This is a genomic window from Marixanthomonas ophiurae (genome assembly GCF_003413745.1).
Classification (GTDB): Bacteria; Bacteroidota; Bacteroidia; order Flavobacteriales; family Flavobacteriaceae; genus Marixanthomonas; species Marixanthomonas ophiurae.
On the sequence record NZ_QVID01000001.1, the window covers coordinates 1,364,454 to 1,379,611 of the forward strand.

Here is a 15,158-nt window from a genome sequence, read left to right on the forward strand (position 1 = left end):
ATAGAAAGTAAAAATGAAATTAATGGTTTAAAGAAAGGAGTTCTTCTAAATAACCTCTGGAGTTTGAAAGTCGTGGTACTTTATGCTGCCCTCCTAATTTGTTTTTATTTTTTAACCAGTCATAGAATAATCGTTCACGTGCGCAATGAATGGTAGGAGCTTTGAGGGTTGTGTTGTTGTTTCGCTTTGCTTCGTAGTCGCTATTTACTTCTTGAAGTGCCTTATCTAATAGTTGTGAGAAAAAATCAAAGTCTTCTGGTGGGGTTTTAAATTCAATGATCCATTCGTGAGCTCCTTTTTCTTTTCCTTCCATAAAAATAGGAGCTGCTGTATAATCTACAATTTCAGTTTGCGTTAAATGAGTGGCTTTTCGTAAAGCGGCTTCTGCATTTTCAATGATTAATTCTTCTCCAAAAGCATTGATATGGTGTTTGGTGCGCCCCGTTACTTTAATGCGATAAGGGTTGATAGAAGTAAACCGAATGGTGTCACCAATCTTATAACGCCATAATCCAGCATTGGTGGTAATGATAATAGCGTAGTTTTGGTCTTTCTCCACTTCACTTAGGGGAATCACTTTTTCTTCAGGAGTTCCGTAGCTATCCATTGGGATGAATTCATAAAAGATTCCGTAGTCAAGCATTAGCAACAATTCATTACTGCTATTTTGATCTTGAATGGCAAAAAATCCTTCCGAAGCATTATAAATTTCATAATACCGAAATGAATCTCTTGGTAATAGTTTTTTATACTGATCTATATAAGGATCAAAGCTAACCCCTCCGTGAAAATATACTTCGAGGTTTGGCCATATTTCAAATAGGTTTTCAGTTCCAGTTTTTTCTGAAACAGCATTAAGCAAAACGAGCATCCAAGAGGGTACACCGGCAAGGCTGGTCACTTTTTCATTAATAGTTTGGCTTACAATCGCATCGAGCTTGGTTTCCCAATCACCCATTAACGAAACTTCATTGCTTGGGGTGCTACTAAACTCAGCCCAAAAGGGCATATTGTCTATCAAAATAGCTGAAAGATCGCCATACACCGTTCCATTGTCTTTATAGAGCTCTTTACTGCCGCCAAGCCGTAACCCTTTTCCTAAAAATAATTGAGAATCGGGATTATTATTTAAGTACATGCATAACAAATCCTTACTGGCTGCGTAATGACAGTTTTCTAACGATTCATCACTTACCGGGATAAACTTACTTTTAGCATTGGTGGTTCCGCTACTTTTAGCAAACCATTTAATGGGTTTAGGCCAAAAAATATTCGTTTCCCCTCGACGAGCTCTTTCAATGCGGGCTTCATTATCTTCATAGGTTGTAACAGGAATACGATCTGCAAATTCTCTGTAGTTTTTTATAGAGGCAAAGTCATATTCTTTACCAACCTCAGTGTTTTTTGCTTTATCTAATAAACTGTGCAAGAGTTCTTCTTGTACCTCTACAGGGTATTTTAGAAACAAGTCAATTTGATGAAACCGTTTCTTTAAAAACCAGGAAGCGATTGAGTTTACTATGGGGATTGGCATATTTTGTCCTATCTTTAAAGCATAAAAATAACAATTTTCTTTTTATGAATTACGAAGGTGTGCTAACTAAAATGAAGACCGAAAACGGATCGCCTATTCAATACTACTTAGTGTTCGAAAATGACTTCCTCAATGTCAATCAATTATTGAATAAAAAGGTATCGATAAATTTTCTGAAATTTCAATGCCTTAACTGTGGATTAGAGAAAAAAATATACCGTCAGGGGTTTTGTTATGACTGTTTTTATGAAATTCCGCAAGCTGCAGATTGGATTATGAAACCCGAACTGAGCACGGCCCACTTAGATAAAGAAGATCGCGATTTAGAATACGAAAAAAGCGTGCAATTAAAACCACACATTGTCTACTTGGCAAACAGTAGTAATGTAAAAGTAGGAGTAACCCGAAAAACGCAAATACCAACCCGATGGATAGATCAAGGCGCACACGAAGCGATTGAAATTGTTGAAGTACCTAATCGTTATCTTGCTGGTATTACCGAAGTCGCTTTAAAAGATCACGTAGCCGATAAAACCAATTGGCGAAATATGCTTAAAAATGATATTAAGGATGAAAACTTAGTGGAGTGGCGAAATAACTTAAAGCAATACATTCCAGATGAAGCTCAAGAATACTACATAGATAATAACACTGAAACTAATTTAGAATTTCCAGTATTGCAATACCCTACGAAATTAAAGAGTCTAAATTTACAAAAGACACCTTTTTATGAAGGTGTTTTAAAAGGGATAAAAGGGCAATATTTAATTTTTGAAGATAACACTGTTTTTAATGTAAGAGGAAATGAGGGGTATGTGGTTTCAATACAAGTTCACTAATCCAATAACATTCTAATAAACTGTACCACCGATCCCGCAACCAAAGCTGTACCAATAATATTATAAACCAAAGGGTTTTTTTTGTGTTTTCGTTCTTTTAGTTTGTCGCTCATTTTTCCGTAGAAATAAAGCGTAATAACTTTACCTAAGAAGATTCCGGCAAAGAAAAGGAAGAGGTTTAGTAAGGGACTAAATTTTGAAAGTGAAAACAGATAGGTGTTCGCAATTGTAATCAACAAAATCCAGAAAATTAAGGCTGGCGGATTGATAAGTGCTAATAAAAATCCTTTCCAAAAGTTCCCAATTTGCCAGGTTTCAGATAACGGATTTTGAAAATCTACTTTAAAACGTTTTCGAAGTAAAACTAACGTCCCAATTACAAAAAAGATAAAAACAATAGCATATTGTAACCAACGGTTTTCTTCAAAAAAGTCAGTAAATATTCGGCTGTAATTCAAGGCGATAAATGATAAAAAAACACTGCCTAGCCCAGCGCCAAGAGTAATGCGAAATCCTTTTTTAAACGATTGCTCAATGGTAGTTGTTACTACCGCAACATTTGATGAACTTGCGGGAATAGCGCCTAAACCGGAAGCCAAAAATCCGGTTAGTAGAAAAATTAATAACATTAGGATGTCATAAATCATGAAAATATTTTTGATTGCATTAAATATAAAGTAAAACTTTAGAGTAGCAATTAAAAAAACTACCTATAAAAGCCACTTTCAGTCAATAACCAGAAAGCGCTTATAGTTTCTAGTTACGCTGATTGTTATATTATTGGCACTAATGGTTAAAGTGTTTTTACTAATTTCCGTTATTAATTTTTAACGTACTTAGTTCGGAAAATGGAGTCTTTCGGGCTTTTTAAATAAAGTGTATCATTTTTATTACTGAATTTATAATCTAAAGTAGATGTCGTTTGTGGACTCACGCTCTCGCCATCAGTTCTTTTAATATATAATTTGCCATTGTCCATTTTCCAAGCATTAACAGAGTGTAGTCCAAACTTATCAATTGTAAGTGAATCTTTGTAAAAGTGCATTGCTGTTTTATTGTGCATAGTGGTAGAGTTCCATTTTCCTAAAACAGTTTCTTTATCGTTATTCATAGAACAACTGGTTAACAAAATAAAAAACAGTGCTATTGTTGTGAGTACTTTCATGATTTTTAAATAATAATTAATTTTCTTGGTTTGTGGTATCTTTTTTCTTGCCACCAAAAATACCACCTAAAATATCTTTTACAACTTTACCGGTGTTTTTTTCCGTTTCAGTATTTGTTGTGTCTTTATCTTTATTTCCACCTGAAATTAAATCTCCCAAAATGTCTTTCCCTTTATCTTTCAATTCCTGTTTTTGTTTTTCGATGAGACGTTGGGTAAGTTCATTAATAGCAGTTTTTGTGTTTACCGATACAGAAGGATTAGTAAGTGTGCCAGTGATACCTACAGGTATAGAAACCGAAACATTATCTGCATTCGCAGGGTCTAGTTTGGCCAATAACTTGGAGACATCACCACCTAAGTATTTTCCTGGAACATCAAGCTGAGCATTATAATTAATACTTTTGTCCAGTCCATGGCTTCCGCTAACAGCTACATTAATTCCTTTTACATCAAAATCGAACGGTTGTACTTCAATATTACCGTTATTGAATTTTAAGACGGTGCTAACATCGCGTAAGCTCAGCTTATCTAAATTCAGAAAAGAAACTTGGTCGCCTAACTTTGAAAGCAACGGCATTTGTTGTTTATCAACTTCAGCTGTTAAAATTTGTGCGACAGCATTTCCAGCTAAGGTGGAAAGTTTGGGGGTTAGCTCTTCTGTTAGTTCTCCGTTTAATTTCAGTTTTGTATTTAAATTACCTTGTAGTGCTTTAGCAATAGGCGCTATATATTGAAGCATATCTAGACTTTGAAACGATTGTTCAATATCTATTTTGCTTAAGTCTAGATCCATTGCAAAGGTTGGTGTAGTATTTTTGGTTGATACGTTTCCGCCAAAAGCAATGTTTCCGCCAAAAATATTGGAAGTGACATTACTAAGCGTAACCGTTTCGTTTTTAATGGTCGCCGTACCTTTTACATTGGTTAAATTCAAATTATCATACACTACTTTGTTTGCTGAAAAGTTAAGGGTAGCATCTAAAAAGTCAGGAATTTTAATAGCTTCTTTAGCAGTTTTATTAGGTGTAGTTGAAACTTCTTCTCCTGAAGAAGTTTCAGCTTTTTTACTATCTGTTTCCGAAACCATAAAATCGTTTACATTAAACGTGTTGGATTGTATGTTGAACGTGCCTTTTAAATCTTGTTTTCCCATAACCCACGGAATTAGATTTTGCATCGTTCCAGTTGCTGAAACATCTGTTTTTCCTGTGGCTGCTTTAAACTCATTCAGCTTTATATTACCAGGACTAAAAGAAACGGCAGCATTGGCAATTTTTAATTCGTTGTTAAAAGCTGCATCGTTGTAATTAAAACCAGATAAGCTCGCTGTACCCGAACTTTTTATATTTTGATACTGTTCTTTCTCTATGGATTGCATATCGAAATTGGTAGTAACATCTGCTTTAAAAATACCGCTGAGGTTTTGTTCCATTTCAATAGGAACTATTTTTTCTAGGTTAGCTAAATTAATAGTTCCTTTAAGTGCCATATTCGCTAAGGCGTTTTCGGTTAGGTTTTTAATGCTTCCGTTTGCTGAAAAGACTTCGTTATCAATTTTAAAAGTAAGACCGCCAATGTTGACATATGTGTCTTTTACTAAGCCAGTTTCATTTTTTAAAACGGCATCGATATGAATATTTTGAACCGCTTTTGGCAAATCCGGGTATTTAAATGAAGCATTATTACTCTGTATGCTTATATCCATTTTAGGGATGTAGGTATCATCGATTACGCCTTTAAGCATTCCGTTTACGGTGAAGTTTCCGGTAGTAGTAACGCCGTCTAAATTTTTCACATATTCTTTTGGGATAACCGCCAGAAAGTTTTTGAAATTTGAAGATGGAGTTTTAAAGGTTAAATCGATCTCATTACTGTTTTCGTTTACTTTTACAAAGCCATCGAAAGTAAGGGGGAGCTCGTTAATTTTAGCTTGGTTTTCAAGAAATGTGTATTTCTGCTTTTTTAAATCTAATTGAAAATCAGCATCCAACGATATGGTGTTGTCTTTTAAATATTCAACGTCATCTATTTTAAAAGACACCAGCGCATTAGTTTGTGTTTCCAATTCTGAAACATCTAGGGAAAAATCACCCGTTCCTTCGTGGTTTACGTCTTTTAAGATTAAAAACGTCTTGGTCGCTTCATCTAAATAATTGATGCGCGAATTGTTAACTTCATACTGTTGAAGATCAAAAGTAAATCCTTCAGAAGTTTCAGAAGATTCAGTTGTTTCTGAAATTGGAGCACTCTCATCTTTAATAGCAATATCATAGTTGGCATTGCCCAAAGAATCTACTTTAATGTTGATAAGCGCTTCATCTAATTGTAAGGCGTCAACAATTATGGGGTCGTCACCACTTTTAAACAATTGCGTGATTCCCATATCGAGCTTAATGGACTTTCCTTTTGCCAAGGTATCGCCTGCAAAAGGTGCTTTGTTCACTACGCTAAAATCGTTTATTACCACAGCAGCTTTGGGAAAGCTGCTAAATAGGCTCAAATCCATATCGTTCCACTCAACTGTTGCGTTGAGGTTTTGATTAATATTTTTCTTCAACAATTTTTCTAGCGATCCTTTAAATAGGAATGGAGCGGCGATGAGCAGTAAAACGATTGCTACTACTATAATCGCTGCTATTTTTAAAAACTTTTTCATAATAATGCTTGTCAATTCGTGGCCTCGACTTCGCTCAGCCACCTTTTTTCTTTATTTAGTATTCGTGGCTTCGATATACTTCCACTCTGCTCAGTACAGCGCGTTCTTTGTTCTTTGAAACACTCAGCCACACTTCTATATTCTATTTTTTAAACTCTATATTCTTTTTATCTTCATGATACATTTCAATTTCTTCGCCCATTTTCAGTCCAAATCGTTTCCGAAGGGCAAAAACCGAGGCGTATAAAAAGGGTGTGTCACAGGCAGCGACCAATACTTTGAATAAAAATCCGCTTAGTAACAAACCACCAAAGAGTGCCCAGTCAATTTTTCCGAAGCTACACAGTAAGAATAGAACGGTAAACGTGTCTATAAACTGAGAAAAGAACGTTGAAAAATTGTTGCGTAGCCATAAATGCTTTCCTTTTGTGAGGCGTTTCCAAAAATGAAATATCTGAATGTCTATATATTGTGCAAATAAATACGCTAACATCGAGGCTAAAACTGCGATTGCAGTGGCACCAAAAACTTTGTCGAACAAGGCATCGTCAATCGGACTCCAATCGGTTGCCGGAACAGCGGCCGAAGTATAGATAATTAATAAAGAAAAGAACGAAGCAAAAATTCCGGCAGTCACTACTTGATTGGCTTTTTTCTTTCCGTAGACTTCGCTAATAATATCGGTAATTAAAAACGTGATAGGATAGGGAAGGATACCTACGGAAATTTCAAAGGTGTAGATTCCAAAAAAATCCCAGTAAAAGAATTTCTGAAATATTAGGTTGGAAACCACCAACGAAGCAATAAATAAAGCGCCCAAAATCAAATAGATGCGCTGTGCCGATAAAAGGTCTTTTCGTTTTTTTATTTCCACGTATTCTTTTAAACAAACAAATTTAGTGGTCAGTATTTTTCTTTTCCTTAATTTCGTCTTAAATTAGTGAGACTGCATCATGGAGTTTTATTTTTGTCGTAAAATTTCTTTAAATAATTGAAAAACCCCATTAAACCACTTCAAAACATATACTTATCCCTAGGAACGAATCTAGGAAATAAATTCGAAAATTTACAACACGCCATTCAATCGATTTACGAGAACGTAGGTGCCGTTGTTAAGATTTCGCCTGTTTACAAAACGCCTGCTATGGGCTTTGAAGGCGATGATTTTTTAAACTGTGCCATTCTTGTTCAGAGCATGCTTTCGCCTACTAAAATATTAGAAACTATTCTTTCTATTGAATTGAAAATGGGCAGAGAGCGAAAAAAATCTGGTGTGTACACATCGCGACCTATTGATATTGATATTTTGTTGATTGATGATTTAGTAAAAGAAAGCAATAAGTTAACAGTTCCACATCCTGAAATGCAAAATCGGAAGTTTGTGTTACAACCCTTGGCAGACATTGATGCTCAAATGGAACATCCCGTTTTTCAAAAAAAAATAATAAAACTTTTAGCAGAAACTTCAGACACAAGCCAGTTAGAAAAGCAATCCAAATGGTTGGTCAACCCTAAGAGTGATTACGATATTTCTACCTTTAATTATATTGCAATTGAAGGAAATATTGGCGCTGGAAAAACAAGTTTAGCCACCCAGATGGCAACCGATTTTAATGCAAAACTGATTTTAGAGAGGTTTAAGGACAATCCTTTTTTACCGAAATTCTATAAAGATCAACAACGGTATGCGTTTCCGTTGGAAATGTCGTTCTTGGCAGATCGCTATCAACAATTATTGGAAGATATTAAGCAATTTGACTTGTTTAAAGAATGTGTGATAGCAGATTACGATGCCTATAAATCGTTGATTTTTGCAAAAGTTACCTTAGCTAATGAAGAATATGCTTTGTATAAAAAGCTGTTTCATTTAATGCATAAAGAATTGCCAAAGCCCGATGTGTATATTTATTTATACCAAAATACAGAGCGATTATTGGAAAATATTAAAAAACGAGGTAGAAAATACGAGCAAAGTATTGAGGCCGACTACTTGAAAAAGATAAACGACGGGTACTTAGAATTTATAAAAAACCAACACGACGAAAGCATTAAAATAATCGATATTTCAGAATTAGATTTTGTAAAAAATCGAAAGGATTATTTGGCTATTTTAAAGCAGATTGTTGGGTAGGACTGGGCTTTTGGTTGCTGGAGGTTTCGATATATTCCGCTGAAAGCGGAACACTCAACCACCTTACTACATAAAAGTTAATTGATATTATTAATTCAAAAGCCAATTCAGAGGTGGTTGAGTGTTTCACCAAAGGTGAAATGTATCGAAACTACCGAAAAAAATCGATTACTGCTTCAGCTTACTAAAAAAGTCCCAAACCACAACACCGACACTTACGGAGATATTCAACGAATGCTTGGTGCCGTACTGCGGAATTTCAATCACCGCATCACTGGCTGAAACTACTTCTTGCTGTACGCCTTTAACTTCGTTTCCAAAAACAACAGCGTAGGTCATTTCTTTTTGAAGGGAGAAATCCTCTAACGAAACCGTGAGTTCAGCTTGTTCTATAGAAGCTACAAAAACCCCTTCCTCTTGCAGTTTTGAAACAACATCTTCGGTGTTCTCGGCATATTCCCACTCTACACTATCGGTAGCTCCCAAAGCGGTTTTTTGAATGTCTTTGTGCGGTGGTTTTGCAGTGATACCACACAAGTAAATCTTTTTAACTAAAAAAGCATCTGCTGTACGGAAAACCGAACCAATATTATTGAGACTTCGAATATTGTCGAGGATGATAATAAGCGGCGTTTTCTCAGCTTCTTTAAATTCGGAAGGTGAAATCCGTTCCAATTCGCTGTTTTTAAGTTTTCGGTTTTGCATAAGGCTCTTTTTCTTGTAAAAATAAGAAATATAAAACCTTTTCCGCTTATTCAGATTTTGATTCTTTGTTGATAAAAGCCAATAACTTGTAGGGTTGAATTTTATGGAAACCAAACCCGATTTGTTATTTTTACATACTATATTGTTGAACAATTATGGCCAAGAAAGTAACCCCTTTAATGAAACAGTATAATGCAATTAAAGCAAAGCATCCCGATGCATTGTTGTTGTTTCGGGTGGGCGATTTTTATGAAACCTTTGGGGAAGATGCTGTCCGGGCTGCTAAAATTTTGAATATTACTCTCACGGCTCGAAATAATGGTGGTGATAATATAGAGTTAGCCGGTTTTCCGCACCATTCATTGAATACGTATTTGCCTAAATTGGTGAAAGCGGGTTGTCGGGTTGCTATTTGTGATCAATTGGAAGATCCCAAACAAACTAAAACCATCGTAAAACGGGGCGTAACTGAATTAGTAACACCTGGTGTATCGCTAAACGACGATATTTTAGAGTCTAAAAGCAATAACTTTTTGGCCGCTTTGCATTTTTCTTCAAACGGAAAAAAAGAAATCGGGATTGCCTTCCTGGATGTTTCAACCGGGGAGTTTTTAACTTCGGAAGGGAATGTGGAATACATTGATAAACTGCTTCAGAATTTTAACCCTTCTGAAATTCTCTTCAGCAAACAAAAAAGAAAGCAGTTTTCTGAAGCCTTTGGCGATCAATATCACACTTTTCATTTGGAAGATTGGGTGTTTCAAATAGATTACGCTTCCGAAACGTTGAATAAACACTTCAACACAAAAAACTTAAAAGGTTTTGGTATTGATCATCTACAAAGCGGAATCATTGCGGCAGGAGCGGCACTGCATTATTTAGATGAAACACGGCACAACAAACTACAGCACATTACTAAAATAGCACGTATCGCTGAAGAAGAATACGTGTGGATGGATCGCTTTACCATCCGGAATTTGGAACTGTACCATTCCAATCAGCAAAATGCAGTAACATTGCTTGATGTTATTGACAAGACCATTTCGCCTATGGGCGGTCGTATGTTAAAGCGATGGATGGCGCTTCCGCTTAAAAATAGTGAAGCTATAAACCGGCGTCATGAAGTGGTGAGTTATCTACTCGATAACAAGAAAGTTTTAACTCGAACTCAGCAGCACTTGAAGAAAATGGGCGATTTAGAACGTCTTATTTCAAAAGTGGCAACGGGTAAGATTAATCCGCGGGAAGTTATTCAGCTTAAAAATTCACTGGAGGCGATTGTTCCTATAAAAGCTGAAGCATTACAGGCCAAAAATGAGTCGATGCAAGTAATTGGTGAACAATTAAACGACTGCGAACTGCTTCGGAAAAAAATAAAAGAAACCCTTGTTGAAGAATCACCTGTCAATATTTTAAAAGGCAGTGCCATTGCTGAAGGGTTTTCAGAAGAACTTGACGAGCTGCGAAAAATTGCAAACGGTGGGAAAGAATATTTAGACGATATGCTGGATCGCGAAGCCAAACGTACGGGGATCTCATCTTTAAAAATAGCTTCAAACAATGTATTTGGATATTACATTGAAGTACGCAACACGCATAAAGATAAAGTACCCGAAGAGTGGATACGCAAACAGACCTTAGTAAGTGCCGAACGTTATATTACCGAAGAACTAAAAGAATACGAAGCTAAAATATTAGGCGCCGAAGAGAAAATTTTGGTGTTAGAGCAAGAACTCTTTGGTAAATTGGTAGAATGGATGCTACAATTTATTGGTTCAGTACAACAAAACGCTACGTTGATTGCCGAGTTGGACTGTTTATGTTCGTTTGCGGCTCATGCTTCAACGCATAATTATACGCGTCCGTTGTTAGATGATAGCTTCGATTTAGATATTAAAGAAGGCCGTCACCCGGTTATTGAACAGCAACTGCCACCAGACAGTCCGTACATAGCGAACGACGTTTTTCTAGATCGAGAAAATCAACAAATCATCATGATTACTGGTCCCAATATGAGTGGTAAGTCGGCTATTTTAAGGCAAACGGCTCTTATTGTCCTCTTAGCTCAAATGGGAAGCTTTGTTCCTGCAAAGGCTGCTAGAATGGGCTGCGTAGATAAAATTTTTACTAGAGTAGGAGCGAGCGATAATATTTCGATGGGCGAAAGTACGTTTATGGTCGAAATGAATGAGACCGCCAGTATTTTGAATAATATTTCAGAAAGAAGCCTAGTGCTTTTAGATGAAATAGGCCGCGGTACCAGCACGTATGACGGTATTTCGATTGCTTGGGCGATTAGTGAATACTTGCACGAGCATCCTTCTCATGCAAAAACACTTTTTGCTACGCATTATCACGAGTTAAATGAAATGACAGAAACGTTTGATCGGGTTAAAAATTATAATGTTTCAGTAAAAGAACTAAAAGACAATGTACTTTTTCTTCGGAAATTAGTTCCAGGCGGTTCACATCACAGTTTTGGAATTCACGTAGCAAAGATGGCCGGGATGCCGCAAGCGGTTATTAATCGGTCCAATAAAATACTGAAACGGTTGGAACGCTCCCATTCTTCAGAAGAATTAACCGAAGAAATGAAGCAACTTTCAAAAGATGAAATGCAGTTGAGTTTCTTTAAATTGGACGATCCTTTGTTGGAAGAATTACGTGAAGAAATACTAGATATTGATATTGATACACTTACGCCGGTGGAAGCCCTAATGAAACTCAACGAAATAAAGCGTATGCTACAGCGAAATGCATCGATAAAAATGAAGAAGTAAAAAACTCTATAAATTTTTTAAAAATAGCTTTGCTTTTAGGGTAAAAGTTTTAAATTTGCATCCGCTTATATAAGTAAGCGTAGTTCTTTAAAAACGCGAAAATAGCTCAGCTGGTAGAGCGCCACCTTGCCAAGGTGGAGGTCGCGGGTTCGAATCCCGTTTTTCGCTCAGTATCTTTACTAGTTAAAAAACTAAAAGAAAATATACCAATGCTGAAGTGGTGGAATTGGTAGACACGTTGGACTTAAAATCCAATGGACAGAAATGTCCGTACGGGTTCAAGTCCCGTCTTCAGTACAAAAGCCTTGTCATTTATGACGAGGCTTTTTTGGTTTTAGTAAATAAGTTTTTGAAATAAAAATTGATGAAGATGAACGTATTCTTATAAGTCGTCGCTTAACAACTTCTTAATCTCATTATCCACTTCTTGCTTTAATTCATCTGAATCTCCACTTTTTTTGCCTGCGATATATGAAATATATACAAGCAAGATTAATATAGGAAGAATAATAGGTAGTGAATACCAAAAATCGAATTCATCTATATAATCAATTTTAAAGTTTATTACACCTGAAAGCTGAAACAAGAACATGGTAAAAGGAATTAATATAGCATAGCGCCACCAATTTCTTGATGTTAAAAACCAAATACCTGTTAATAAAACAAAAGTAAGTTTTGTCACTAAAGCGTGAAGATAAATTTGAACATTGTCAAATCCACCTGAAGTAATATTACCAAAAAAAGTTTCCCATTCTTCAACACCTTTAGGAGCAAATTTGTAGAAATAAAATAAAAAGGGTGTTGCGACCAAAAATATGGTTAGCAACACCCCATTAATAAATGTTCTTTTTTTATCCGTTTGGTGGGATTTGATATTCTGATTTGTCGAGTTGCTGCTCATCGGTTCCTAAAGATTCTGGGGTACAACTTGCTGCAAGCGCAAGGACTGCTAAAATAAACATAAGTTTTTTCATGATGTATAGTTTTTAAGTTAAATTCTGATACAAACATACAGGGAAATACTTAAAAATCTAATAGTCAAATAAATATATGTTTTTCTTACATTTGTAGGTTAACTATTTCACAAATTATTTAATATCGGTCAAAATTAACTAAATATTCGTTAAAACGCGTTTTAGAGTAAATTATAAAATTTTATTTAACATATTATTAACTTTTAATTTTTATCAATTTCAATCCTCTTTTGACTGAAATCAATACAAAAAGCCCGCTCAGATGAGCGGGCTTTTCCATTAAAAAAAGAAACATTACATATCGTCGTTTCCTTCCATTTCGTCTTCTACTTCTTCAGCAGCATTGTCCATTGCTTCGCCAGTTTCTTCGGCTGCATTATCCATTGCATCGCCGGTATCTTCAGCAGCTTTTTCCATGGAATCAGCGGCATCATCCATAGAATCTTCCATGTCGTCAGCCATTTCCTCCATCTTATCTTCTGCTTTTTCTTCATTTGTTTCTCTACAAGAGTAAACCGATGCAACTAAAGCTAATGCTGCAAATGATAAAAATACTTTTTTCATAATGTGTGTGATTAGTGATTAATAATATCCAAAAATACTTAATTTTTATTTCTATTATAATTCTGAAAAACATTTTGTTGCTATAAATAATATGGTTTTTGTGGTTTTAATCCAGTTTTATATGGAAATATTCCAAAATATATATATCTTCGGGATATGGAAAAAAGTATATCTATTGAAGCAAAGCGTTTTAAGCAAGTGCGTGAAGAGCAAAACTACACCCAACACTCTTTTGCAGAGTTACTGCAAATAGGATCCACGACAGCCGATATTGAAAGGGGTAAAACAAAACTGTCTGGTAAAGCAGTCATGGAATTACTGCATCAATTTAATATTAACCCACTATGGTTGTTTGGTAACAGTTTTAACCAATATCTCGATGTTAATAATGGTAATGTAAGTCCGAAGGTGGTATCAATAGATAAACACGAAAAAGAAACCATACTTTTAGTAAACCAAAAAGCTGCAGCTGGATATCCACATAATGTTCAAGATGTTGGTTGGTACGATACCTTACCGGCATTCAATATTCCATTACCAGAATACCGTAATGCTACATATAGAGGTTTTCAAGTAGAAGGGGATAGTATGTTGCCTAATATACGACCCAATGAGTGGGTTCTAGGTAAAGCTGTCTCTAATATTTCAGAAGCAAGTGACAGCCGTATCTATATAGTTGTGTTGCACGATTCGGTACTGGTGAAAAAACTTCAAAAAATTACCAACGCACCCAACAAGGTTCGTTTAATATCACTTAATCCTGAATACTTACCCATAAATGTAGAAGTGAAAAACATACAAGAATTATGGCAAGTAAATAGTAAACTTAGCTTTGGAGTTGATGAACCTTCTGAAACTACTCTTTTTAAACAATTACAACAATCTATGGAAGAGTTGAAAGGACAGATTAATAACCTGAAACAATAGGATAATCTTTTAATTAGCGTAGCTATCTTTGCTTTAAAATTCTCTTTAATAGTATGAACAGAAAACTCCTCTATCCTTTATTAGTGCTTTTAGTTACAGTAGGTCTTTATTATGCTGAAAAGTATATTGATAAACAAAATGAGTCATATCCTGATATGACTAATGAAACATCTGAAACGTATACGGAGTTTAATGAAGACTATTTACCACAATCCACTTATAATGCTGTTGTGAAACATAAATATTTTACCTTGTCTTATGCTGAACCTCATGAACAAGCTGAATGGGTAGCGTATGAACTTAGCAAAAATCAGATAGTAAATAACAACTTAAAGCGTCCTTATTTTGTTGAAGATCGTGAAGTGAAAACCGGCTCGGCAGATTGGCGTAATTATAAAAATTCTGGATATGATAGAGGGCATCTTATTCCAGCTGCTGATCGTGAATTTTCAGAAAATGCCTATCATGAAACGTTTTTAACAAGTAATATAAGTCCACAAAACCACGATTTTAATGCTGGTATTTGGAACCGATTGGAGCAGAAAACCCGCTATTGGGCAAAAAAATATAACGGTATTTATGTAGTAACTGGGGGTGTTTTAAAAGATGGACTGCGAACCATTGGTGACGAAAATGTCTCGGTGCCTGAGGCTTTCTATAAAATTTTAGTTGATGTTTCAGAAGAGAAACATAAAGCAATTGCTTTTTTAATCCCTAATAAGGCAACAAGTGATTCTTTTTATAAATATGTAGTTTCCATAGATGAAGTTGAGGTAGAAACAGGAATTGATTTCTTTCCAAAATTACCTGATTCAATAGAGAATAGGTTAGAAGCTATTTCAAGTGCAAAAGATTGGGAGAAACGGTAATTATTTTTAAA

At 35.5% G+C, this 15,158-nt stretch carries 14 protein-coding genes and 2 tRNA genes; 7 read left to right on the plus strand and 9 right to left on the minus strand.

Annotation, left to right across the window (positions count from 1 at the left end; genetic code table 11):
* Positions 1-19: 19 nt before the first annotated feature.
* On the minus strand, positions 20-1,534 hold the full coding sequence (locus tag DZ858_RS06195) for a GH3 auxin-responsive promoter family protein (protein WP_117158705.1): 1,515 nt from the start codon (positions 1,532-1,534) through the stop codon (positions 20-22).
* 44 nt (positions 1,535-1,578) lie between these two features.
* Between DZ858_RS06195 and DZ858_RS06200 the strand changes: the two genes are divergently transcribed.
* Complete coding sequence (locus DZ858_RS06200) at positions 1,579-2,373, plus strand: DUF2797 domain-containing protein (RefSeq protein ID WP_117158706.1); 795 nt, start codon at positions 1,579-1,581, stop codon at positions 2,371-2,373.
* Here DZ858_RS06200 and DZ858_RS06205 read toward each other — a convergent pair.
* The 4 genes from DZ858_RS06205 to DZ858_RS06220 all read right to left on the minus strand — a co-directional run bounded on the left by DZ858_RS06205 (position 2,370) and on the right by DZ858_RS06220 (position 7,071).
* Positions 2,370-3,020 carry a LysE family transporter gene (locus DZ858_RS06205; protein WP_117158707.1) on the minus strand — a complete coding sequence of 217 codons (651 nt, stop codon included), beginning with the start codon at positions 3,018-3,020 and terminating at the stop codon, positions 2,370-2,372. The genes DZ858_RS06200 and DZ858_RS06205 overlap by 4 nt on opposite strands.
* Before the next feature lie 173 nt (positions 3,021-3,193).
* Positions 3,194-3,484, minus strand: coding sequence for a hypothetical protein (locus DZ858_RS06210; RefSeq protein WP_117158708.1), 291 nt, complete (start codon positions 3,482-3,484; stop codon positions 3,194-3,196).
* Positions 3,485-3,554: 70 nt separating this feature from the next.
* On the minus strand, positions 3,555-6,197 hold the full coding sequence (locus DZ858_RS06215) for an AsmA family protein (RefSeq protein WP_117158709.1): 2,643 nt from the start codon (positions 6,195-6,197) through the stop codon (positions 3,555-3,557).
* Positions 6,198-6,339: 142 nt separating this feature from the next.
* A complete protein-coding gene (locus DZ858_RS06220) occupies positions 6,340-7,071 on the minus strand; it encodes a queuosine precursor transporter (protein ID WP_117158710.1) in 732 nt (243 codons plus the stop codon).
* Between the two features lie 117 nt (positions 7,072-7,188).
* On the opposite strand from DZ858_RS06220, the gene folK reads away from it, so the two are divergent.
* Complete coding sequence (folK, locus tag DZ858_RS06225; RefSeq protein WP_239990728.1) at positions 7,189-8,328, plus strand: 2-amino-4-hydroxy-6-hydroxymethyldihydropteridine diphosphokinase; 1,140 nt, start codon at positions 7,189-7,191, stop codon at positions 8,326-8,328.
* Between the two features lie 168 nt (positions 8,329-8,496).
* Here folK and DZ858_RS06230 read toward each other — a convergent pair whose 3' ends face one another.
* Positions 8,497-9,033 (minus strand): RNA methyltransferase, encoded by a 537-nt coding sequence (locus DZ858_RS06230; RefSeq protein ID WP_117158711.1) that lies wholly within the window; start codon positions 9,031-9,033, stop codon positions 8,497-8,499.
* A gap of 179 nt (positions 9,034-9,212) precedes the next feature.
* On the opposite strand from DZ858_RS06230, the gene mutS reads away from it, so the two are divergent.
* From mutS to DZ858_RS06245, 3 genes are all read left to right on the plus strand, one after another.
* A complete protein-coding gene (gene mutS, locus DZ858_RS06235) occupies positions 9,213-11,813 on the plus strand; it encodes a DNA mismatch repair protein MutS (RefSeq protein ID WP_394340445.1) in 2,601 nt (866 codons plus the stop codon).
* Between the two features lie 95 nt (positions 11,814-11,908).
* Positions 11,909-11,981, plus strand: a tRNA-Gly gene (locus DZ858_RS06240).
* A gap of 43 nt (positions 11,982-12,024) precedes the next feature.
* Positions 12,025-12,110: transfer RNA gene (locus DZ858_RS06245), tRNA-Leu, on the plus strand.
* An 85-nt stretch (positions 12,111-12,195) separates the two neighbouring features.
* Here DZ858_RS06245 and DZ858_RS06250 read toward each other — a convergent pair.
* The 3 genes from DZ858_RS06250 to DZ858_RS06255 all read right to left on the minus strand — a co-directional run bounded on the left by DZ858_RS06250 (position 12,196) and on the right by DZ858_RS06255 (position 13,351).
* Positions 12,196-12,624 carry a hypothetical protein gene (locus DZ858_RS06250; RefSeq protein ID WP_158548354.1) on the minus strand — a complete coding sequence of 143 codons (429 nt, stop codon included), beginning with the start codon at positions 12,622-12,624 and terminating at the stop codon, positions 12,196-12,198.
* Between the two features lie 40 nt (positions 12,625-12,664).
* Positions 12,665-12,787 carry a hypothetical protein gene (locus DZ858_RS15345; RefSeq protein WP_255592753.1) on the minus strand — a complete coding sequence of 41 codons (123 nt, stop codon included), beginning with the start codon at positions 12,785-12,787 and terminating at the stop codon, positions 12,665-12,667.
* A gap of 294 nt (positions 12,788-13,081) precedes the next feature.
* Entirely contained in the window at positions 13,082-13,351 is a 270-nt protein-coding gene (locus DZ858_RS06255) for a hypothetical protein (RefSeq protein ID WP_117158714.1), read from the minus strand.
* Positions 13,352-13,507: 156 nt separating this feature from the next.
* On the opposite strand from DZ858_RS06255, the gene DZ858_RS06260 reads away from it, so the two are divergent.
* Both DZ858_RS06260 and DZ858_RS06265 read left to right on the plus strand, forming a co-directional pair.
* The gene (locus tag DZ858_RS06260) at positions 13,508-14,278 is read left to right on the plus strand and encodes a LexA family transcriptional regulator (RefSeq protein ID WP_117158715.1); all 771 of its coding nucleotides are present in this window, start codon (positions 13,508-13,510) and stop codon (positions 14,276-14,278) included.
* A gap of 53 nt (positions 14,279-14,331) precedes the next feature.
* Positions 14,332-15,147: a DNA/RNA non-specific endonuclease gene (locus DZ858_RS06265; protein ID WP_117158716.1), complete on the plus strand. Its 816-nt coding sequence runs from the start codon at positions 14,332-14,334 to the stop codon at positions 15,145-15,147.
* The last annotated feature ends 11 nt before the right edge of the window (positions 15,148-15,158 follow it).

Coding starts and splice junctions, on each gene's coding strand:
- DZ858_RS06215 (WP_117158709.1), bottom strand. CDS start 6,197: ATGAAAAAGTTTTTAAAAATAGCAGCGATTATAGTAGTAGCAATCGTT.
- mutS (WP_394340445.1), top strand. CDS start 9,213: ATGAAACAGTATAATGCAATTAAAGCAAAGCATCCCGATGCATTGTTG.
- DZ858_RS15345 (WP_255592753.1), bottom strand. CDS start 12,787: ATGAAAAAACTTATGTTTATTTTAGCAGTCCTTGCGCTTGCAGCAAGT.
- DZ858_RS06200 (WP_117158706.1), top strand. CDS start 1,579: ATGAATTACGAAGGTGTGCTAACTAAAATGAAGACCGAAAACGGATCG.
- DZ858_RS06260 (WP_117158715.1), top strand. CDS start 13,508: ATGGAAAAAAGTATATCTATTGAAGCAAAGCGTTTTAAGCAAGTGCGT.
- DZ858_RS06265 (WP_117158716.1), top strand. CDS start 14,332: ATGAACAGAAAACTCCTCTATCCTTTATTAGTGCTTTTAGTTACAGTA.
- DZ858_RS06210 (WP_117158708.1), bottom strand. CDS start 3,484: ATGAATAACGATAAAGAAACTGTTTTAGGAAAATGGAACTCTACCACT.
- DZ858_RS06195 (WP_117158705.1), bottom strand. CDS start 1,534: ATGCCAATCCCCATAGTAAACTCAATCGCTTCCTGGTTTTTAAAGAAA.
- DZ858_RS06255 (WP_117158714.1), bottom strand. CDS start 13,351: ATGAAAAAAGTATTTTTATCATTTGCAGCATTAGCTTTAGTTGCATCG.
- DZ858_RS06205 (WP_117158707.1), bottom strand. CDS start 3,020: ATGATTTATGACATCCTAATGTTATTAATTTTTCTACTAACCGGATTT.
- DZ858_RS06230 (WP_117158711.1), bottom strand. CDS start 9,033: ATGCAAAACCGAAAACTTAAAAACAGCGAATTGGAACGGATTTCACCT.